At 29.9% G+C, this 20079-nt stretch carries 23 protein-coding genes and 1 other RNA gene; 8 read left to right on the top strand and 16 right to left on the bottom strand.

The features are described from left to right. Genes L8W69_RS04665 through L8W69_RS04650 form a run of 4 tightly spaced genes read right to left on the bottom strand, consistent with a single transcriptional unit; the run spans position 1 to position 2618 of the window. The gene (locus tag L8W69_RS04665; protein ID WP_263666545.1) at positions 1-1248 is read right to left on the bottom strand and encodes an RNA polymerase factor sigma-54; all 1248 of its coding nucleotides are present in this window, start codon (positions 1246-1248) and stop codon (positions 1-3) included. Beyond that, positions 1248-1973, bottom strand: coding sequence for an LPS export ABC transporter ATP-binding protein (gene lptB, locus L8W69_RS04660; protein WP_263666544.1), 726 nt, complete (start codon positions 1971-1973; stop codon positions 1248-1250). Before lptB ends, L8W69_RS04665 begins: the two co-directional genes overlap by 1 nt. Continuing rightward, a complete protein-coding gene (gene tsaE / locus L8W69_RS04655; RefSeq protein ID WP_263666543.1) occupies positions 1966-2373 on the bottom strand; it encodes a tRNA (adenosine(37)-N6)-threonylcarbamoyltransferase complex ATPase subunit type 1 TsaE in 408 nt (135 codons plus the stop codon). Before tsaE ends, lptB begins: the two co-directional genes overlap by 8 nt. Next, positions 2370-2618: an RNA-binding S4 domain-containing protein gene (locus tag L8W69_RS04650; RefSeq protein ID WP_066007995.1), complete on the bottom strand. Its 249-nt coding sequence runs from the start codon at positions 2616-2618 to the stop codon at positions 2370-2372. Before L8W69_RS04650 ends, tsaE begins: the two co-directional genes overlap by 4 nt. A 115-nt stretch (positions 2619-2733) precedes the next feature. Here L8W69_RS04650 and L8W69_RS04645 point away from each other — a divergent pair, with 115 nt between their 5' ends. From L8W69_RS04645 to rnpB, 8 genes are all read left to right on the top strand, one after another. Beyond that, positions 2734-3954: an argininosuccinate synthase gene (locus tag L8W69_RS04645; RefSeq protein WP_258107343.1), complete on the top strand. Its 1221-nt coding sequence runs from the start codon at positions 2734-2736 to the stop codon at positions 3952-3954. A gap of 11 nt (positions 3955-3965) precedes the next feature. Then, a complete protein-coding gene (rplI, locus tag L8W69_RS04640) occupies positions 3966-4409 on the top strand; it encodes a 50S ribosomal protein L9 (RefSeq protein ID WP_039618280.1) in 444 nt (147 codons plus the stop codon). Beyond that, a complete protein-coding gene (hslV, locus tag L8W69_RS04635) occupies positions 4409-4951 on the top strand; it encodes an ATP-dependent protease subunit HslV (RefSeq protein ID WP_133318899.1) in 543 nt (180 codons plus the stop codon). Before rplI ends, hslV begins: the two co-directional genes overlap by 1 nt. Beyond that, positions 4948-6267 (top strand): ATP-dependent protease ATPase subunit HslU, encoded by a 1320-nt coding sequence (gene hslU, locus L8W69_RS04630; protein WP_263666542.1) that lies wholly within the window; start codon positions 4948-4950, stop codon positions 6265-6267. Before hslV ends, hslU begins: the two co-directional genes overlap by 4 nt. After that, positions 6264-7136, top strand: a complete 873-nt coding sequence (gene era, locus L8W69_RS04625; protein ID WP_263662445.1) for a GTPase Era — start codon at positions 6264-6266, stop codon at positions 7134-7136. The genes hslU and era overlap by 4 nt, the downstream gene beginning before the upstream one ends. After that, on the top strand, positions 7126-8136 hold the full coding sequence (locus L8W69_RS04620) for a hypothetical protein (protein ID WP_263665721.1): 1011 nt from the start codon (positions 7126-7128) through the stop codon (positions 8134-8136). Before era ends, L8W69_RS04620 begins: the two co-directional genes overlap by 11 nt. Beyond that, positions 8099-8638 carry a hypothetical protein gene (locus L8W69_RS04615; RefSeq protein ID WP_263665720.1) on the top strand — a complete coding sequence of 180 codons (540 nt, stop codon included), beginning with the start codon at positions 8099-8101 and terminating at the stop codon, positions 8636-8638. Before L8W69_RS04620 ends, L8W69_RS04615 begins: the two co-directional genes overlap by 38 nt. 26 nt (positions 8639-8664) lie before the next feature. Then, an RNA gene (gene rnpB / locus L8W69_RS04610) (RNase P RNA component class A) lies at positions 8665-8986 on the top strand. Here the strand turns inward: rnpB and L8W69_RS04605 are convergent. From L8W69_RS04605 to L8W69_RS04550, 12 genes are all read right to left on the bottom strand, one after another. Further along, the gene (locus L8W69_RS04605) at positions 8981-9196 is read right to left on the bottom strand and encodes a hypothetical protein (protein ID WP_133318894.1); all 216 of its coding nucleotides are present in this window, start codon (positions 9194-9196) and stop codon (positions 8981-8983) included. The two genes, rnpB and L8W69_RS04605, sit on opposite strands and share 6 nt — an antisense overlap. Next, positions 9193-9564, bottom strand: a complete 372-nt coding sequence (fliS, locus tag L8W69_RS04600) for a flagellar export chaperone FliS (protein WP_133318893.1) — start codon at positions 9562-9564, stop codon at positions 9193-9195. The genes L8W69_RS04605 and fliS overlap by 4 nt, the downstream gene beginning before the upstream one ends. A gap of 18 nt (positions 9565-9582) precedes the next feature. Beyond that, on the bottom strand, positions 9583-11877 hold the full coding sequence (fliD, locus tag L8W69_RS04595) for a flagellar filament capping protein FliD (protein ID WP_263666541.1): 2295 nt from the start codon (positions 11875-11877) through the stop codon (positions 9583-9585). Between the two features lie 2 nt (positions 11878-11879). Beyond that, positions 11880-12221, bottom strand: a complete 342-nt coding sequence (locus L8W69_RS04590; RefSeq protein ID WP_133318891.1) for a FlaG family protein — start codon at positions 12219-12221, stop codon at positions 11880-11882. Positions 12222-12340: 119 nt separating this feature from the next. After that, positions 12341-14134 carry a menaquinone biosynthesis decarboxylase gene (locus L8W69_RS04585; RefSeq protein ID WP_263666540.1) on the bottom strand — a complete coding sequence of 598 codons (1794 nt, stop codon included), beginning with the start codon at positions 14132-14134 and terminating at the stop codon, positions 12341-12343. Continuing rightward, a complete protein-coding gene (gene hemC, locus L8W69_RS04580) occupies positions 14135-15061 on the bottom strand; it encodes a hydroxymethylbilane synthase (RefSeq protein ID WP_263659844.1) in 927 nt (308 codons plus the stop codon). It lies immediately after the preceding gene. Continuing rightward, positions 15052-15447, bottom strand: a complete 396-nt coding sequence (locus L8W69_RS04575; protein ID WP_133318888.1) for an FxsA family protein — start codon at positions 15445-15447, stop codon at positions 15052-15054. Before L8W69_RS04575 ends, hemC begins: the two co-directional genes overlap by 10 nt. Beyond that, positions 15444-17144: a proline--tRNA ligase gene (locus L8W69_RS04570; RefSeq protein ID WP_220567209.1), complete on the bottom strand. Its 1701-nt coding sequence runs from the start codon at positions 17142-17144 to the stop codon at positions 15444-15446. The genes L8W69_RS04575 and L8W69_RS04570 overlap by 4 nt, the downstream gene beginning before the upstream one ends. Continuing rightward, positions 17131-18438: a glutamyl-tRNA reductase gene (gene hemA / locus L8W69_RS04565; RefSeq protein WP_258107336.1), complete on the bottom strand. Its 1308-nt coding sequence runs from the start codon at positions 18436-18438 to the stop codon at positions 17131-17133. Before hemA ends, L8W69_RS04570 begins: the two co-directional genes overlap by 14 nt. Beyond that, positions 18438-19331 carry a polyprenyl synthetase family protein gene (locus L8W69_RS04560; RefSeq protein WP_258107335.1) on the bottom strand — a complete coding sequence of 298 codons (894 nt, stop codon included), beginning with the start codon at positions 19329-19331 and terminating at the stop codon, positions 18438-18440. The genes hemA and L8W69_RS04560 overlap by 1 nt, the downstream gene beginning before the upstream one ends. Before the next feature lie 47 nt (positions 19332-19378). Next, positions 19379-19786, bottom strand: coding sequence for an exporting protein (locus tag L8W69_RS04555; RefSeq protein WP_133318977.1), 408 nt, complete (start codon positions 19784-19786; stop codon positions 19379-19381). A 29-nt stretch (positions 19787-19815) separates the two neighbouring features. After that, entirely contained in the window at positions 19816-20079 is a 264-nt protein-coding gene (locus L8W69_RS04550; protein ID WP_258107334.1) for a DUF2018 family protein, read from the bottom strand.

Below are 20079 nucleotides of genomic sequence, written 5' to 3'. Positions count from 1 at the left end.
CTACATCAATTCATATAATTTTTTACGCTCACTTGAGCTTCCTATACCAAGTTGCATACGATATTTAGTGATAGTCCTACGCCCTAGTTGCACACTTGGGAATTCTTTTTGAGTGAGTTCAAGAATTTTCAAATCACTCAAAGGTTTTTTAGGATTTTCTTTTTTAATTAAATTACTAAGAAAATCTTTGATTGTAGCATTAGAAGTTTCGCCATCATCAACTGCGGTGGTAAAGAAAGATTTTAAAGGTATTAAACCTCTATCACAACTTAAGTATTTGTTTGCAATTGCCCTTGAAATAGTAGAAGCATTTCTTTCAAGATCTTGTGCTAAATCTTTAAGCTGCATAGGTTTGATGTCCCCACCCATGAAAAAATCATATTGATATTCTATAATCATAAGCCCTAGTTTATAAAGGGTAGCTTTACGCATAGCTAGTGCATCGATTAAATTTTTTGCATCTTTTAAATAAGCACTTAAAAACTCATGATCTAAACCATCTGCTTCAAAAGCAATTTCAGGATAATAATCATCATTAATTTTAATTTTAATTTCACCATTTTCTTGATAAATAAATATATCAGGAATGATTTCCATGCTCTCTTCAAAATACTCCAAAAAAGGTGGAATGGAGATTTTTTTAATTATAGCTATAGCCTTTTTATACAAAGGATCTTTGATAAAATCTTTTGCATTTTCTAAATTTAAAATTAACATTTTGCAAAACTCATAAAGCTCATCATCTAAGTCAAAATGTTCTAGTGCAAAAATAAAAGCTTCTTGATTGTCTTTTGCACCTACTCCAATAGGCTCAAGATACTTAAATCTTTGTCTGATTTTTTCTACTTCTAAAGGATCAAATTCACCTAAAATTTCTTCATCATATTCAAAATAACCTTCATGATTTAAACATTCTATGATTTTTTCAGCAATGGTTTGGGATTTTTTAGTAGGAAAAAATGGTGGTATGATTTGCTCGCTTAAAAGTTCATATACATTTTTTACTTCCAAGCTTTTTGCATCAATCATTTGCGTGGTGGTATTTTTACTAAAATACTCTTGATAATACTTGTTTTGATTGCTTGTAATGCTTGAGTTTTCTTTGATCTCTATAAAAGGATTTTCTTTAGCAAATTCATCTAAACTTTCTTTTAGATCTTCAATATTAGCTTGCAATATAGGAAGCCAAGATCTTAAGGTTTGTGATAGTTTTGCTTTTTGTGTTATAGAGGTTTTTTGTTTAAGCATTATTCAAGTCTAAACTCACTTCCAAGATAATATTTTTTAACATCTTCATTATGTGCAATTTCATTAGCATTACCGCTAGCTAGCAACCTTCCGCTTCTAATCACATAAGCTCTATCGCAAATTGCTAAAGTTTCTCTTACATTATGGTCAGTGATTAAAACACCTATATTCATAGCTTTTAAATCATTAATCAAACTTTGAATTTCACTCACTGCGATAGGATCAACCCCAGCAAATGGTTCATCTAAAAGTAAAAATTTAGGATCACACATAAGTGATCTTGCGATTTCACAACGCCTTCTTTCGCCACCGCTTAAGCTCATACCTTTTCTGTGCCTAATAGGCTCTATGCTAAGTAATTCTAGCATTTGTTCTATCTTTTGTTCTAATAAATTTTTATCCTTATATATTACTTGGGCGGCTAAAAGTAAATTTTCTTCTACGCTTAAGTCTTTAAAAACACTACTTTCTTGAGGTAAATACCCAATGCCAAGCTTTGCTCTTTTATTAAGTGGTTCTTTTGTGATATCTTGTGAGTCTAAAAACACCTGTCCACTTGTTGGTAAAATAAGCCCACATATCATATAAAAACTCGTAGTTTTTCCTGCTCCATTAGGCCCTAAAAGTCCTATAACTTCTCCACTTTGCACTTCTAGCGAAACATCGTGTATGATTTTAGTTTTTTTAATGATTTTTTCTAAATTTCTAGCTTCTAGCTTACTCATGTATTATATACTTTCTTTTATTTTCATAAGGAATGATTTGTAAAATTATATTAAAAATTTGATATTTATCTAAATATTTTTTTAATTTTTCATCACCCCACTCTACCAAATGCAAATCCTCTTCAAAAAAATTTTCAATCAAGCCATTTTTTAAAAGTCCATCAAAACCTTCTTGATAAATATCATAATGATACATTTTACCTTGTTGAAAATCATACTCTTGCATGATAGAAAATGTAGGAGAATTAAGCGTTTTTTCTACTCCAAGAAATTGAGCATAATTTTGTACTAAAGTAGTTTTACCGCTTGCTAAATCCCCTTGAAGTAAAATAACTCCATTTTTAGGTAAAATTTCACAAAGCTTATAAAGCTCATTTTGGCTTAAAATCATTTCTTTCATTGGATTTTTACCACATATTTTTCTTGCATAGCTTTTGGTATGCTTTTGGTTGTTGGTATATCTAAGACTTTATAGGTATTGGTATATTCTATAAATTTAATGCTTATTTCATCGCCAATTTTTACTTCTTTACTAGCTTTAACTACTTGATTGTTTATACTTACTACACCACTTTTACACATATCTTCTGAAATAGCACGACGCTTAGTAATATTAACTACATTTAAAAATTTATCTATTCTCATAAAAATATTTTATCAAAAAATACAAGAAAATGTTATAAAATGTCTAAATATTTTACATTATATTAAGCTAAATTCGTTAAATTTTACAATCATTTTTTTACAAAGAGGAAAGACAATGAAAAAAGATATTAAAAAAGTAGTTTTAGCATATTCTGGCGGACTTGATACAAGTATAATTTTAAAATGGCTACAAGATGAGTATAAATGTGAAGTAGTAACTTTCACAGCAGATATTGGACAAGGCGAAGAGCTTGAACCTGCTAGAAAAAAAGCGCTTTCTTTGGGTGTAAAAGAAGAAAATATTTTTATTCAAGATTTAAAAGATGAATTTGTAAAAGATTATGTGTTTCCTATGTTTAGAGCAAATGCTATTTATGAAGGAGAATATTTACTAGGTACAAGTATAGCAAGACCTTTGATAGCAAAAGCTTTAGTAGAAATAGCAAATAAAACTAATGCAGATGCTATTAGTCATGGAGCAACAGGTAAAGGAAATGATCAAGTGCGTTTTGAATTAGGTGCTTTGGCGCTAAATCCAAATTTAGCCATTATTGCTCCTTGGAGAGAATGGGATTTAAATAGCCGTGAAAAACTTTTAGCTTATGCACAAAAACATGGTATTGATATAGCTAAAAAGCCAGGTAAGTCACCTTATTCTATGGATGCAAATTTATTGCATATTTCTTATGAGGGTTTAGTACTTGAAGATCCTGCTGCTAAACCTGAAGCGGATATGTGGCGTTGGGTGAAAGATTTAAAAGAAACTCCAAATGAAAGCGAAGTGATAGATCTTGAGTTTAGTAAAGGCGATTTATGTGCTATTAATGGAGAAAAAATGTCTCCTGCGCAGCTTTTAGCAAAACTTAACGAGCTTGGTGCAAAACATGGTATAGGTCGTCTTGATATTGTCGAAAATCGCTATGTGGGTATGAAAAGTAGAGGTTGTTATGAAACCCCAGGTGGAAGCATACTTTTAAAAGCACACCGTGCTATAGAAAGTATTACTCTTGATAGAGAAGCAGCACATTTAAAAGATGAATTAATGCCAAAATATGCAAGTTTAATTTACAATGGCTATTGGTTCTCGCCTGAAAGATTAATGCTTCAAGCCTTAATTGATGAGTCGCAAAAATATGTAAATGGTAAAGTTAAACTTGAATTATATAAAGGTAATGTAATGGTAATAGGCAGAGAAAGTGCGAATGATAGCTTATTTAGCGAGGCTTATTGTACTTTTGAAGAAGATGCTGTGTATGATCAAAAAGATGCAGCAGGCTTTATAAGATTAAATGCTTTGAGATTTATCATCGCAGGTAAAAATGGAAGAAAATTTTAAAAAGGAAAACAATGAAAGTATTATTAATTAAAGATGTAAAAAGCTTAGGAAAAGCAGGAGAAGTTAAAGAAGTAAAAGATGGATATGGACAAAATTTTTTAATTGCCAAAGGTTTTGCCAAAGCTGCTACGCATGAAGTTTTAAAACAATATGAAGCAGAGCAAAAGAAAAAGGCTGAAAATTTAAGATTTGAACTTGCAAATTTGGAAAAATTAAAAGAGGAATTATCTAAAATCACTATTTGTATAGCTAAGCCTGTGGGAGCTAATGGAAGCTTGTTTGGTGGGGTTACTAAAGATGAAATCGCACATGCATTAAAAGATCAAAAAGGTATAGAGCTTGATAAAAAAAGCTTAGAATGTGATACCATAAAAGAGCTTGGTGTGCATGAAATTTCAGCAAAATTAGGCCATGCAATTCACGCTGTATTTAAGCTAGAAGTTAAAGGAGAATAATGTTTCACGCAACTACAATTTTAGCTTATAAAGGTAAAAATAAATCTGTAATTGGTGGAGATGGGCAAGTAAGTTTTGGAAACACTGTTTTAAAAAACAATGCAGTTAAAATTAGAAAATTAAACAATGGAAAAGTATTAGCAGGTTTTGCAGGAAGCACCGCTGATGCTTTTAATCTTTTTGATATGTTTGAAAAACTACTTTCTAGTTCTAAGGGTGATTTATTAAAAGCTGCAATAGATTTTTCAAAAGAATGGCGTAAGGATAAATACCTAAGAAAACTTGAAGCAATGATGTTGGTATTAGATAGAGATCATATATTTTTACTTTCAGGAACTGGAGATGTAGTTGAGCCTGAAGATGGTGCTATAGCCGCTATTGGTAGTGGGGGTAATTATGCACTTTCTGCTGCAAGAGCTTTAGCCAAACATTCAAATTTAGATGAAGAAGAATTAGTCAAAGAAAGCTTGCAAATAGCTGGTGAAATTTGCATTTATACTAATACAAATATTAAAACTTATGTAATTGAGGATGATAAATGAATTTAACTCCAAAAGAGATTGTAAAATTTTTAGATGATTATGTAATTGGACAAAAAAATGCTAAAAAAATCATAGCAATTGCTTTAAGAAATCGTTATAGAAGAATGCAGCTTAGCCCTGAACTTCAAGATGATATCATGCCAAAAAATATTTTAATGATAGGATCAACTGGGGTTGGTAAAACAGAGATTGCAAGACGCCTTGCTAAGATGATGGGACTTCCTTTTGTAAAAGTTGAAGCAAGTAAATATACTGAAGTTGGTTTTGTTGGGCGTGATGTAGAAAGCATGGTTAGAGATTTAGCTAATGCTGCTTTAAATTTAGTAAAAAACGAAGAAAAAGAAAAAAATAAAGACAAAATTAATGAATTTATAGAAAATAAAATTTTAGAAAAACTTTTACCACCTTTACCAAAGGGTGTTAGTGAAGAAAAACAAGAAGAGTATCAAAATTCTTTAGAAAAAATGCGCGTGAAATTAAAAGCTGGTGATTTAGATGATAGCACAATAGAAGTTGAAATTTCACAAAGCGTGTTTGATACTAATCCAAATTTACCACCTGAAATGGGTGCTATGCAAGATATAGTAAAAGTTATTGGCGTGGGTAATAAAAAAGTTAAAAAAGAAATGAAAGTAAAAGATGCAAGAATAGCTTTAGCTCAAGAAGCAAGTGAAAAAATTCTTGATATGGAAAGCATTAAAGGCGAGGCTTTAAGAAGAGCTGAAAATGAAGGGATTATTTTTATCGATGAGATAGATAAAGTAGTAGTTTCAAGCTCAAATTCAAACCGCCAAGATCCAAGCAAAGAAGGGGTGCAAAGGGATTTGCTTCCTATAGTTGAAGGTAGTACTATACAAACTAAATTTGGACCTTTAAAAACTGATCATATTTTATTTATCGCAGCAGGTGCTTTTCATTTAAGCAAGCCAAGTGATTTAATCCCTGAACTTCAAGGGCGTTTTCCTTTAAGAGTTGAGCTTGATTCGCTAGATGAGGATGCTTTATATGCTATTTTAACAAGACCTAAAAATTCATTACTAACACAATACATTGAGCTTTTAAAAACTGAAAATGTAGAGCTTGTTTTTGAAGATGAGGCTATTAGAGAAATAGCAAAAATAGCAAGCAAGGCTAATGAAGAAATGCAAGATATTGGCGCAAGACGCTTACACACGGTGGTAGAAAAACTTTTGGAAGATGTTAGTTTTGAAGCAGATGAATATGCTGGAAAAGTTTATAAAATAGATGATTTTAAAGTGCAAGTTAAACTTGGAGATATCATAGAAAATAAAGATTTAGCTAGGTATATCTTGTGAAAAGTGGCTTTATAAGCATAGTAGGTAGAACTAATGCAGGAAAAAGTTCTATCCTTAATTCTTTATTAGAAGAAAAAGTGGCTATGGTTTCTCATAAGCAAAATGCCACAAGAAGAAAGATTAATGCAATTATAATGCATGAGAATCATCAGCTTATTTTTATAGATACACCAGGCTTGCATGCAAGCTCTAAAGCTATGAATCAGCTTATGATTGATTTGGCGATTAAAAGCATTGCAGATTGTGATGTGATTTTATTTGTGGCTAGTATTTATGATGATATTAAAGATTATGAAAATTTTTTAAGTTTAAATCCTAAAGTGCCGCATATTGTATTAATCAATAAGGTTGATTTGGTAAAAAAAGAAGTCTTACTTAAAAAATTAAGCGAGTATTCTCAGTTTAACTCACATTTTAGCGCCATTATCCCCTATTCTGCTAAGCAAAAATTTTATAAAAAAATTCTCTTAGATGAGATGATTAAGTATTTGCCTGAACATCCGTATTATTTTGATCCTGAGTTTATTACTACCACAAATGAAAAGGATATCTATAGAGATTTTATTTTAGAAGCCATATATGAAAATTTAAGTGATGAAATTCCTTATAGCACTGAAGTAAAAATAGAAAAAATCAAAGAGCTAGAGCAAATTTATTATATTAACGCCATCATCATTACAGATAGTAATTCTCATAAAGGAATGATACTAGGTAAAGATGGAGCTACAATTAAGCGTATAGGTAAAGAAGCTAGGATGAAGATAGAAAAATTAGCGCAAAAAAAGGTAATGCTAAAATTGTTCGTTCAATTAGAAAAAAATTGGCATAAAAACGAGCAAAATCTCAAAAAAATCCTTTATGATGAGTAAAAAAATCATCAAAAAAGATTTTCTTACTTATGAAAAACTTTTATATGTAAAACTTACAAATCCTATTAGTGAAGATGAAATCTTAAAAAAGAGCTTTGAGGAACTTGGTCTTAAAGATGATTTTTCATATGAGCTAAAGTATTTTCAAGATAAATCTTTTACTCATGTATTTTTGTGCAAATATGAAGATATTTTAGATGTTGATTATGTAATCCCAGAACCCCTGCTCTTTGAAGTGTATTTTAGGAATGATACAAATAGTGAAAATCTTGCATTATTATTTAAGAAAAAATACATAGTTTTAGTGGAGTATTTGGGATGTGAATTTCAAAATTGCAAAGTTATGCCATTAAATACTTATAGTAAAATATATGATGAAAAATTAAAAAATACATATAAAAACACCATAAGTATAGACGATACTCAAAATCTTAGCAGTTTTGATAAATTTAATAGTAATATTTTCTATCAAAAATTATTAAAAAAATGTGATCGAGTTAAAATTAATTTTGCCAATAAAGCAAAAATAAATCATTTAAAATCTTTTAGTTTTAAAATTTTATTAGCTTTTACATGCGGGATTTTACTAGCCTTAGTTTATCCTTTGTATTTATATACGCAAAAATCATTTTATGAAAAAGAAAAAATAAAATATGAAAATTTAATCAAAAATCAAGATGATATCTTAGAGCAAGCAAAAATAAATCAAAAACAAAATCAAGAAGTTGAAAAATTACAAGAAAAAAATGAACAAAAAATTGATTTGTTACAAAAATTTTATGCAAATACGCTCTGCTATAAGGATTTTTATAATTTTTTAAAAGTCTTAAATTCTCATCAAAGTTATATAGAAGCTTTATATATAAAAAATAATGATTTTATCATAAAGCTTAATAAAGATTATGATTTTTATGATGATTTTAAAAAATATCATTTCGTGTTAAAAAGTAAAGAGATTAACGATGAAAAAATTACTCTTGTTTTTGAAAAATCTTTATGAAAATTTAGAAAATATCTTTACGAGATTATCTAAACGCGAATTTATATTGACTTTGATAATGGCTTTTGTATTTGGTTTTTTTATAATCTATATGAGTATTTTTGAGTATTTCGAAAAACAAATGAAATTATCAAAAGATGAGTTATTTATTTTACAAGCAAAATATAAGCAAAAACAAGAATTGATTTCTGATTTTAAAGATGAAAAATTGCAATCTTTTGATAATGAAATATCCTTAGAAGAAAGCAAAGATTATCAAAGTGTTTTAAAAAATATAGAAAAAAATCTCACTAAAATAAGGTTTTTACAAATCCAAAGTCATGAAAGTCAAGATCAGTATTTTACTTATTATGATTTAAGATTGAGTTTTAATGGTGATTTTTATTTCTTAATGCAATTTTTGCAAGAACTAGATCCTTATATAAAAGTCAAAAATTTAGAGCTTGTAAAATATGAAAATGAATTAAAAATTACATTAAATCTTATTTTTACTCTAGTATAAAAATGATTTTTTTGATAAAATTTACCTAAACATGGCAAGCGATCGCTTCTTTTGAAGAGGAAAGTCCGAGCTGCAATAAGACAAGGATTCCATCTAATGGATGGCTAGGGTAACCTAAGGGAAAGTGCAACAGAAAGAAAACTACCATATTATATGGAAAAGGTGAAACGGTAGAGTAAGAGCCTACCAGTAGCTTTGGTAACAAAGCTAGCTATGTAAACCCAATCCGCAGCAAGAAGGGGTGGTTTTAGTCTTATATTATAACCCTTCGCTTGAACTTGTTTGCAAAAACAAGTCTAGATAAATGATCGCTCTTGACAGAACTCGGCTTATCGCCATGTTTTATTTCATATAAGCAGATGCTTTTTTGAGTTTTTGTAAATTTTTTGCTACTTCATCTTGCTTTTTTTTCATAAAAGCTATTGCCTCATTAGTAAGAGCCAAAGCCTCATTGGGACAATCTTTAAAGTCAGGTTTTTCTATGAGTTTAACTATTTTTTCCACATCTTCAGTATATACAGCTAGTTTAAACTCATCTATCCATTTTTTTTCACTCATTTTTGATGAACTTCTCTCCAAGCCTCTAACAAGCCTTTGACTACATTGATAACTTCATCTACTCTTGCTTCACTATTTTCTATATTTGCCAAAGAAAGAAGTTGCAATTCTCTAGTGTATAGGCCACTTAAGTAGTGTGCTATTTCTCCGCCTTTTTCATAATCAAGGCAATTTAACAATTCTATAAAAATAGCACTAGCTCTTTTTACATAATACACTCTTTCTTCTATATTTCCATTTTGAATAGCTATTTTTATCCTACTTGCAAAGCGTAAAATCCCACTATATAACATCTCTATAAGTTTTTCTTGGGATTCTACACCAGTTTGATTTTGTGAATACGCATTATATACTGCACTATTTAGCATTTAAATCCTCTCTATTTTTTAAGAATTTTGATTATTTGCTGCATTAATCATATTTGTAATAACACTTGCTTGGTTATTTAATTTTGCAATTATACCATCATATGCAGCCCATCTTGACCACATTGTGTCATATCTGCTTTCTATGGATTTTTTAGTATTTTCTATAGTTTCGTTTAGATTTTTTGATTCTTTAGTTAAAGAGTCTTTATAACCCCCAAAAGAACCATCAGAGCTCATCATCTCGCCCATAGTGTTTTTTAATACCCCAAAGGTTCCAGTTTCTTCTTTATAAACTGAATATATAGTTTTTGGACTTAAGCCAAATTTTTTCAAAAAGTCTTTATCACCTTGAATTTCTAGGTTACTTCCTGATGTTCCTTTGATTTTAAATTGAATTTGTTGATCATTGCTGCCTTGGTTGATAATTTGAAAACTAGCTTCTAAGCCTTCTAAGCCAAAACTATTTATATGATCAACTAAATTTTGGGCTTTTTCTACATCATCTTTTCCAGTTAAAGTAAAAGGATCTCCATTGGCGGTTTTACCTAAATCTATAGTTTCATCATTGTAAGTAATAGTAAATTTACCTTGTTCAAATTTTATTTCACCTTCATCAAATTTGCTAATTTTATCTCCTACCAAATCAATGTCTTCAAAGCCATTGTGTCCTACGAAAAATTTCTCAGCCATTTCAGGATCTTCGTTAAATTTAGCATTAAATTTTCCAGAGTCAAAGGTTAAAACCCCATCATTTAAAGTCAAACCATAATCAGCTAAAGATAAACTTACTTTTGAAGAAACTTTAACACCATCTGAAGTATCACTATCTCCAACTGTGATTGTTCCATCTACTGTGATAGTTTGAAGCAAAATATTGTTAATTTGTGATTTTATATTATAAATCGAGCTTACACCTACGAAATTTCCTTTTGTCCCTGCATCAGGATCGTATTTTGTCGCTGCATTAAGATTGATCATCAAATCATTATAAGCAGTAGCTAAACTTTCTAAAGATTGTGCTATGGCTTCAGTATCTTGAGTAACATTGAAGCTAATTTCACCCTTTTGTTTAAGCTCTAGGGTAATATCAGGTCCTATATCTGTGATGGTATTAGTTGGTCTAGTCATTTTAACACCATCTACACTAAAGATAGCATCCATACCTTTTTGGATATGATTTTCATTGTTTGAAGCTACATTGTAGCCCTGTGGTGTGCTTGTATCTAAGGTAATGCCAAATTTACTACTTAATAATTTTGTGGCTTTTTCATCTCTAGTATAATTAGCTTGATCTATATTGCCATCAGCATCAGTTGCATAGCCACCATCAAAAAGACTTAATTCACCACCATTAGTAGCTCTAAATGTAAAAGCTTCCCCCTCAAAGCTTAATTCCACTTTTCCATTAGTTTGTTTTTTTAAATCTTCTGCTAAGCTCTTATAAGTAGTGTTCTCGTCTATATCAATAGTAAATCTATCATATCTTTCACCATTTTTAATAACAAAAGTAAAAGAAGTACTTTCTTCTCCTGGACTAAGTAATTTATCTTCAGGCTTTCCGCTAAATGTTCCACTTATTTTATCTTTTTCATTTCCAGCGTTTTGGGGTCTAAAACCATACAAACCACCCGCACTAATGCTATTTTTATCAAGCCCCCAACCCATAGCATTTAATAGATCTTCATCACCTGAAAAAGAGATATTATTTTTAGTTCCTGTTTCAGTGCTTTGCACTACTAAACGATAAGGATTGTCTCTATCTCCGGTATTTACTAGCTTAGCTTCTATTTTACCACCTGTGGCGGAATTGATTTTTTCAGCAAGTTGGGCTACGGTTGTGCTTTGATCAATTTCTATTTTATAGTCTTTTCCATCTTGGGTAATAGTAAAAGAAGCTTTACCATCTGTTCCTTCTATACCAAGACTTTTCATTACAGAGGCAGTTTTATCTTGGAAGCCATTGCTTTGATAAACATCTTTTTGAGCAAGTTGATCGACTATGACTTTCATATTTGAAAGATTAGATAAAGAGCCTACAACCAAGCTAGCAGCAGCGCTATCGCCACTTACACTAGGAGAAACTTTCTTTTTGTTAAATTGAGAAGTATCGCCAAGACTATTTACAGCAGTTTGAAAAGCAAGTAGTTTAGCTTCAAGCTCTGCTAAGTCTTTTTGTCTTGAAGTGTTAGTTTCAAGTTGCGTGTTATAAAGCTTTAAGTGAGCATTCATTTCTGCTTCTTTAAGCTTATTAAGTGTATCGCTTGTTAAAACTCCTGAACCTATACCTAAGCTTCCTAAACTACCTACTGCCATGATTAACTCTCCTTATCAAAAATGGTGCCAATAACACCTTTAAAATGTTCTATTAATTTCATAACTTCTTCACTAGGAATTTTGCGTATTAACCTACCTGTGTCTTTTTCGGTGACATTTACATACATTTCGTTTATTTTATCATTATACGCAAAACGCACATTTGTTTCCAATGTCTCCATTTGTCTATTAAGTTTTTCTGTTGCGTTTTTTAATTTTTCATTTAAATTCTCATCTTGATCATTTAAATCAACCTGTTGCTTATTCTCTTGAGATGGCTTTTCAACACTTTTTGTGTTAAAATGAGTTATATTTGTATCCCTTTGAATATTGCTAATGTCCATTTTAAACTCCTTTTTAAAAGACTCTAAAACACACTATCGACACAATTTTAAAAAACTTAATATTTAAATTAAAAATATATATATTTAATAAGCAAAAAGTGTTCTCAAAAAGTTTAAAATTAAAAAATTTCAAACTTTTTGAAGAATTTTTCATCATTTACAAGTAATTTTTTTGCAATAAGTCTGTCTATAACTTCTTTGGAGCAATTTGTCATTAAAGGCCACTCTTTATGATAATCTTCTAATGATCCTTTATTTGTCGCATCAATTGCAACACAATCTTTTTTGATAAATATATCTCTTTTTGCATCGATATTATTTACCACACGCCAAATTAACATATAAGGATTTTCCAAAATAGCATCTGAATCTAAAAAAACTAAAATTCTAAAATGTTTTTTATAAATTTGTAGTTTTTCAAAAATTTGAGCAATTTTTTCTTTTTTATCAATTAAGATCACACAAATTGGAGCAAAGGTTTGGGTGTAAAATTGTTTTAATTTTAAAATATTTTGATCTTTTTCTTTAAAAAGTGAAAACAAAGTTTCATCACTTAGAATTTCAAGTTCAACTTTTTTCTCATCGCCACACGCATCAAGCCCTGCTTTGCCACCGTAACAATAAGTGCTTGAAGCATGATCGAGTTGATCACAAATTCCTTCACTAATAAGTAATTTTTCTTCATCAAAGCGATTAAGTATATAAGGTATGAGCTTGTCATAATCTTGCAAGCAAGGTGCATTTTCATCGACAAAAATAGCATGTTTTACAAAACTCATTTGCCCTACTCCCCAAAAAGTATGCATTACTTGTTTTGCATGAGCTGGATATTTTGCTTCTATTTTGGCTAAGATTAAATTATGAAAAACTCCATTTTCAGGCATGTTATAATCTATCAAATCAGGTGCGTTAGTTTGAAGTAAAGGTAGAAAAACTCTTTCTGTGCCAAGCCCCATGTATTTATCTTCTAAAGGCGGTTTTCCTACAACCGTAGCTTGATAAATCGCATTTTTTTTAGCAAAGATTTTTTCTACTTTTAAGACAGGACAAAGTTCAACAGGAGTATAAAAGCCTGTATGATCTCCAAAAGGCCCCTCGGGTGCAAATTCATTTGGATCTACAAAACCTTCAATCACAAAATCACTATCATAAGGCACATAGAGGTGATTGCTTTTGCATTTTGCCAAAATAGCAGGTTTTTTCTTAATAAAACCATAAAGTAAAAGTTCAAAAATACCTTTTGGTAAAGGCGCTTGAGCACACCAAATATATAAAGGATCTCCACCTATGGCTATACTTACTGGCATTTTTTGATTTGCTTTTTTATACTCATGAAAAAAATGGCTCGCGTCTTTGTGAATTTGCCAATGCATAAGCAAGGTTTTTTCATCAACTACTTGCAAGCGATACATTCCAAGATTATTTTGTTTTCCATCTATGCTTTGAGTATAAACTTGCCCCATAGTGATAAAAGGTGCAGCGTCTTTTTCCCAAGTTTTTAAAATAGGTATTTCATATAAAGAATTTAAGCTTTTGTAGTTAAATTCTCCATCTTTTTTGATGCGTTTTGGTGGGATATTTTTTAAATCAAGCAAGGTTTTGAAAAAATTTAATTTCGCACCAAAGCTTTGCGGTATGTGCATTTTAAGTAAAGAGCTAATTTCTTTAGCTACATCTTCATAATCTTTTCCAAATGCTAAATTTAAAGCTTTTTTGCTGCAAAAAGTATTTAATAATACAGGATAATCGTATTTTTTGCCATTTTTTACTGCATTAGTAAAAAGCAAGGCTTTAGAGTCTTCTTTTTTAACTTCTATATAAGCTAAATGTGCCATTTCAAGTTCTACATCTACTGGCTCATGGATGGTTTTTAATAAATTATTTTTTTCTAAAAGCTCTACGAATTTTTGCATTTATATCATACTCTCTGCTTCTTTTAAAATTTCTTTTGCACCTTTTGCTATCATTTCTTTGGCTAAAAGCTCGCCTGCATTTGAGTAATTTTGCTTATCAATTACTCTTTTTTCTTTTAAAATTTTACTTGCATCGGGTAAACCCACTATGGCGCGAATTTCTATTTTTTCATCAATGATTTTTGCATTAATTCCTATAGGTACTTGACAACCACCTTCTAGGGTTTTTATAAAATCTCTTTCTATATAAGTTTCTACAAAGGCATTTTTATCGTTTAAGCATTCAAGGTATTTTAAAATTTGTTTATCATCAATGCTTTCTATACCTAAAGCTCCTTGAGAAGCTGCAGGTATCATCTCATCAAGCTCAAAAGCCCTAATGTACTTTATTTCTTTATCTAAACCCAAGCGTTTAATGCCAGCTAGAGCTAAAATAATAGCATCAAATTCCTTAGCTTTAAGTTTTTCTAAGCGTGAGTTGATATTACCTCTTAGAGAAATGATATTTAAATCAGGTCTTAACGCTAAAAGCTGCATTCTTCTTCTAAGACTTGTAGTGCCTACTTTTGCACCTTTTGGAAGAGCATTTAAGTTTTCATAATATTCACTTAAAAAAGCATCATTTACCACTTCTCTTTTTGAAATAGCAGCTAAAACTAAGCCATCAGGAAAGAAGCTTGGCACATCTTTTAAGCTATGCACAGCTAAGTGTGAATCACCTCTTAACATACTTTCTTCAAGTTCTTTTGTAAAAAGTCCTTTTCCACCTATTTTAGCTAAAGGAGAATCAAGTAAAACATCACCTTTAGTTTTAAAACCCTCTAAAGAAATTTCTAAATCAGAATGTGTTTGTAATAATTTATTTTTTATATACTCACTTTGCCATAATGCAAGTTGGCTTTTTCTTGTTGCGATGATTAATTGCATTTTTTATGCTCCTGTATGATTTCTACATCTATGATTTCTTCTTCGTTGTTTGTTTGATGATATTTTCTTTTTTGTTTTGTAAATAATTTTAATATCATCATAAAAAATAAGAGTAAAATTCCCAAAAATGTACTTAAAATTCCTGGTATTAAAAGTAAAATTCCAACTATAGTTAAGGAAAATAATTTAATCATACCAAATAAATTAGTATTGGCATTTTGCATAGTTATGAGATTTGTCCAAGTCTTTGCTAAAAACATTGCTCCTAAAAACATACTTGCAAAAACTATCATAAAAAAATTTAAAAAACCAAAAAAGACTATAAATAAAATACTAGCAATCAATTCTAAAATCAAAAAAGCACTTAAATTTGTTTTTGCTATCATAAAATTTTCTCTAAGTGTGAAATTACTTCTTGGGTTTTTAAAACTTGTTTTTCTAGAGTATTTCTATGGATTAACTCTACTTCATCGCTTTCTAAACCCTTACCTATAACTAAAGCATAAGGAAAGCCCATTAATTCAAAATCATTAATCTTTACACCAAAACGCTCATTTCTATCATCAAACAAAATTTCTTTATCTTTAAAATGAGTATAAATTTGCTCGGCAAATTCCATAGCTTTTGTATCTTTTATATTAGAAACGATAATATCTAAAACAAAAGGAGCTAGAGTTTTATTCCAAATACAACCTTTTTCATCATGGCTTGCTTCTATGGCAACAGCTACTAAACGGCTCACCCCCATACCATAACAACCCATAGTGAAAAATTGAGCTTTACCATTTTCATCTAAATAGCTTGCATTCATTGCTTTTGAGTATTTATTTCCAAGTTTAAAAATATGTCCTACTTCAATACCTTTGCTTTGCTTAAGCTTGTGCTGACATTTTGGACAAAGATCATGCTCTTTAACTGCGGCAAGATCTTTAAAGCGTTCTTTATTTAAATTTACAACATTGATTCCAACCAAATGATAATCTTTTTTATTTGCTCCAATAATCATATTTGTTTCATTTTCAAGCTCATGATCAATATAAAAATCAACTCCATTTAATCCTACAAAGCCAATAAATCCTGGCACTAAACCTGCTTTTTCTAATTCTTCTTCACTTACATCGGCCAATTCTAATGCATTTGCTGCATTTAGTGCTTTAACTTCTTGCAGTTCATCATCGCCGCGTATAAAAAATACTACAATTTTTTCTTCATTTTCATAAATAGCTTTTTTAGCAATAGCTTTAACAGTATAGTAAGGATTAATTTTAAAAAATTCTGCTAATTCTTCTATAGTTTTTACATTTGGAGTGTGAAATTGTGTAGCAAAGTCAGCTTCTGGTCTTTCATCTTCGCAACTTTTTTTAGCTCTTTTTGCTGCTTCGATATTTGCAGCATAATCACAATGCTCACATAATAATATATCATCTTCACCATTTTTAGCCAAAACCATAAATTCTTTTGAACCACTTCCGCCAATAGCCCCGCTATCAGCTTCAACAGCTCTAAAATCAAGCCCTAATCTTGTAAGAATTTTACTATAAGTTTCATGCATAAGATTAAATTCTTTATCTAAATCAGCTTCATTGCTATGAAAACTATAGCCATCTTTCATTAAAAATTCTCTACATCTTAAAAGTCCAAATCTAGGTCTAGCTTCATCTCTAAATTTAAGTCCTATTTGATATAAATGCAAAGGAAGTTGCTTGTAAGAATTTACTTTATTTCTAACCAAAGCTACTATGGCTTCTTCATGGGTTGGTCCTAAGACAAAATCATTTTCTTTTCTATCTTTAAAGCGTAAAAGCTCTTTACCAAAAATATTAAATCTTCCACTTTCTTTCCAAAGTTCAGCTGGGGTATTAAAACTTAAATTTACTTCTAAAGCTCCCGCTTTATCCATTTCTTCTTTGATGATATTTTTAATCTTATCTAAAACTCTTTTTCCTAAAGGTAAAAAATTATATAAGCCACTTCCAATTTGTTCTACAAAAGCACCCTTAACTAAAAATATATGACTTGGTAGGGTAGCATCTTTTGGATTTTCTTTTGTGCTTATGGCATAAAATTTACTAAATTTCATGATTATTCTCCAAATTAAATTCACATTTATAGAAGTTTAAACCTTCCATGCTTTCATTTTTTAAATCAAACACATAACGCATGGCATTTACAACAGAGTCATTTTGCATAGTTCCACTTAGTTTTTTTAAATTTACACTAGGATGATGTAAAAATGCATTCATCACCTGTCTTATAAGCTTTCTTGCTTCTTCATGATTTGAGTGTTTTAAATATCCTTTATCTATGGCCTTTTGTAATTGTTCTTTAGCGATTTCATCAGCTTGCAAGCGTAATTGCTTAACCAAAGGTAAGGTTGCTAGTTTGCTTAGATGTTGGAAAAACTCATTTGTCATAGTGCCTACTATAGAATAAGCAATCTGGGCTTGATGTTCTCTTAGTGTTAAATTTTTTCTTACAACTTCTTCTAAATCATCAACAGCATAAACTATATTTTTTTCATTTGCTTTTACATCAATATCCCTAGGCACTGCTATATCAAAAAAATATCTTTTATAATCTTTTTCTTCTAATATGTCATTAGTTATGATAGCATGTGGAGCATTTGTGGCGCTAAAAAATATCTCATATTTATTTAATGCTTCTTTTAAATTTGCGATACTTTCGCAATTTGCATTTTCGCCTAAATCCTCACAAAGTTTTTGGGCATTTTGTATATCTCGATTTAAAATCAACACTTTAGCTTTAGCATTTAACAAATGCTTACAGGCTAACTCGCTCATTTCCCCTGCACCTACTACAACTGCAGTTTTATTTTCTAAATTTATAAGCTCTTTGGCTTTTGCTACCGCTACTGAAGCAACCGAAATAGGATTTTTGGAAATTTCAGTTTGATTTCTAATATTTGCTGCGCATTTAAAAGCATAATGGACTGCTCTAGTTAAATGCACACCACATCTTTGTTCTTGTAGAGCAAATTTATAAGCATCTTTTAATTGTCCAGCAATTTGTGTTTCTCCAATAACTAAACTATCAAGTGAGCTTGCCACAGAAAATAAATGATGGATAGCCCCACTATCTTCATAAAAATCAGCTTTTGTGCTTAAATTTTCTTTATCAACCCCACAAAGTAAACTAAGTGTTTTTAAAATATGTTCATTGATACTTTCAATTTCTCCGATAAAAAGAAAAATTTCAACTCTATTGCAAGTGCTAAGCACTAAACTTTCTAGAATTTTATTATTAGTATGGATTAATCTTAATAATTCTCTTTTTTTATCTTCATTGGAAAAGGAAAGTTTTTCTCTAGTAGCAATATCTGTATTTTTGTGCGTAAAACTGATACAATAATAATGCATTAAAATTCCCTTTCTATCATACTTTTAATAATATCTTCTAAATCTTTTATATTGTATTTTTCTATGGCTTTTAAGGCATTATTTGCATAGGTGTTTAATTCTTGACCAATTTGATTAAAAATTTCATGCTCTTGCATTTTATTTTTAATCCAAGTAAGTTCATCTATATTTAAATCTTTCTTGTAATAAGACTTAAGTATTTCTTGATCTTGTGGATTTAATTTTTCATATAAATACATATAAGCAAGGGTAGTTTTACCTTCTTTAAAATCATTCATGGCGGGTTTGCCTAAGGTTTGTTCATCGCCTTTGATATCTAAAATATCATCTACGATTTGAAAAGCCAAGCCCAAGTTTTTACCATATTCTGCAAAATCATCTTCATTTAAATTAGCAAGTATAGCCCCACATCTTGCACTAGCTTCGATTAAAACGGCTGTTTTGTTATATATCATTTGCAAATAAGCGTTTTTATCGGTATTGAAAGTTTCGCTTAAATTTACATCCATTAATTCGCCAATGGAAAGCTTTACAACAGCATTGGAGATGATTTTTGCTAATTTTAAATCTATTAAAGAAAGTTCATAGAAGGCTTTTGAGTATAAAATATCTCCAAGCATGATAGCATTTTTGGCTCCAAATTGTTCATTGATAGATTTTACACCTCTTCTTAATTTTGCTTCATCAATCACATCATCATGCAATAAGCTTGCAGCATGGATTAATTCTATAATGGCACAAATTTTATAACTAATATCGTTTTCACTAGCTATTTTTAAAAGTAATTTTGAGCGTAATTTTTTACCGCCTTGAAGTTTTGAACTCATTGTTAAAATAGGCTTGTAATTTAATTCAGATAAAAATTCATGCATATATTGATCTATCTTTTGCACCATGCTTTCCTTAATTTTCTTATAATTATATTTTATTAAATTTTACTTTAGTTTTGATTAAGAGTGACTTTTCTAGGATCTAAAAATTCCACTTCTAATCTTTTATCTCTATCTTCTATGTAGATAGTGAAAATAGCCTCACCTTTTTTAAAATCACTAAATTCAAGTATTAATCTTGCTCTATCTATGTGTGGATTTTTATAATCAGGCACTAAAGTTTGATCTACCCAATTTAAATTTCTTCTTAAAGACATTACAAATTGCCTAGGGTATTTTTTATACCTTGAATGAACGATGATATTAGTTTGATCAAATAAAGTCCATGAAAAGTCAAAATAATAAATCTCATCAGGATAATCAATTTCTTTTATTTTTACACTTGCTTTTTCATCTTTACTTAAGGTAAATTTATAAGTATAATCAAAAAATACTTCAGCTTTTAAAAAATTAAACATCAAAAATAAAGATAAAAATAAACGCAAAATCAACCCTCATGCCCTAAAATTTCAGCACTTAAGCCTATATAAAAATCATTTTTTCTCTCATCTATTAAGAGTGAATTTTCCATTTGAAATTGTGCTACATCATTTTCATTTAAATTATTTTTTTCTAAAAGCTCTATCATAGCGATATGATCGGCTAATAATTTTTCTAAAACATTTTCTAATGCACCTAAATTTGCATATTTTATTGTTTCGATAAATTTTTCTTTAGGGCTTTTTGCAAACATTTCATCAAAAATATCCAT

Source organism: Campylobacter sp. CNRCH_2016_3089 (assembly GCF_025772505.1).
Lineage (GTDB): Bacteria > Campylobacterota > Campylobacteria > Campylobacterales > Campylobacteraceae > Campylobacter_D > Campylobacter_D lari_D.
Note: the sequence above shows the minus strand (reverse complement) of the source record. Positions and strands in the feature narration are given on the sequence as shown.

Bases quoted from the DNA above. Each gene is read 5' to 3' on its own strand.
- hemC (WP_263659844.1), bottom strand. From the start codon at position 15,061: ATGCAATTAATCATCGCAACAAGAAAAAGCCAACTTGCATTATGGCAA.
- L8W69_RS04665 (WP_263666545.1), bottom strand. From the start codon at position 1,248: ATGCTTAAACAAAAAACCTCTATAACACAAAAAGCAAAACTATCACAA.
- L8W69_RS04620 (WP_263665721.1), top strand. From the start codon at position 7,126: ATGATGAGTAAAAAAATCATCAAAAAAGATTTTCTTACTTATGAAAAA.
- rplI (WP_039618280.1), top strand. From the start codon at position 3,966: ATGAAAGTATTATTAATTAAAGATGTAAAAAGCTTAGGAAAAGCAGGA.
- L8W69_RS04585 (WP_263666540.1), bottom strand. From the start codon at position 14,134: ATGCAAAAATTCGTAGAGCTTTTAGAAAAAAATAATTTATTAAAAACC.
- hslV (WP_133318899.1), top strand. From the start codon at position 4,409: ATGTTTCACGCAACTACAATTTTAGCTTATAAAGGTAAAAATAAATCT.
- L8W69_RS04555 (WP_133318977.1), bottom strand. From the start codon at position 19,786: ATGTTTAATTTTTTAAAAGCTGAAGTATTTTTTGATTATACTTATAAA.
- L8W69_RS04590 (WP_133318891.1), bottom strand. From the start codon at position 12,221: ATGGACATTAGCAATATTCAAAGGGATACAAATATAACTCATTTTAAC.
- lptB (WP_263666544.1), bottom strand. From the start codon at position 1,973: ATGAGTAAGCTAGAAGCTAGAAATTTAGAAAAAATCATTAAAAAAACT.
- L8W69_RS04575 (WP_133318888.1), bottom strand. From the start codon at position 15,447: ATGATAGCAAAAACAAATTTAAGTGCTTTTTTGATTTTAGAATTGATT.
- fliS (WP_133318893.1), bottom strand. From the start codon at position 9,564: ATGCTAAATAGTGCAGTATATAATGCGTATTCACAAAATCAAACTGGT.
- L8W69_RS04615 (WP_263665720.1), top strand. From the start codon at position 8,099: ATGAAAAAATTACTCTTGTTTTTGAAAAATCTTTATGAAAATTTAGAA.
- L8W69_RS04650 (WP_066007995.1), bottom strand. From the start codon at position 2,618: ATGAGAATAGATAAATTTTTAAATGTAGTTAATATTACTAAGCGTCGT.
- L8W69_RS04550 (WP_258107334.1), bottom strand. From the start codon at position 20,079: ATGGATATTTTTGATGAAATGTTTGCAAAAAGCCCTAAAGAAAAATTT.
- hemA (WP_258107336.1), bottom strand. From the start codon at position 18,438: ATGCATTATTATTGTATCAGTTTTACGCACAAAAATACAGATATTGCT.
- hslU (WP_263666542.1), top strand. From the start codon at position 4,948: ATGAATTTAACTCCAAAAGAGATTGTAAAATTTTTAGATGATTATGTA.
- tsaE (WP_263666543.1), bottom strand. From the start codon at position 2,373: ATGAAAGAAATGATTTTAAGCCAAAATGAGCTTTATAAGCTTTGTGAA.
- fliD (WP_263666541.1), bottom strand. From the start codon at position 11,877: ATGGCAGTAGGTAGTTTAGGAAGCTTAGGTATAGGTTCAGGAGTTTTA.
- L8W69_RS04605 (WP_133318894.1), bottom strand. From the start codon at position 9,196: ATGAGTGAAAAAAAATGGATAGATGAGTTTAAACTAGCTGTATATACT.
- L8W69_RS04645 (WP_258107343.1), top strand. From the start codon at position 2,734: ATGAAAAAAGATATTAAAAAAGTAGTTTTAGCATATTCTGGCGGACTT.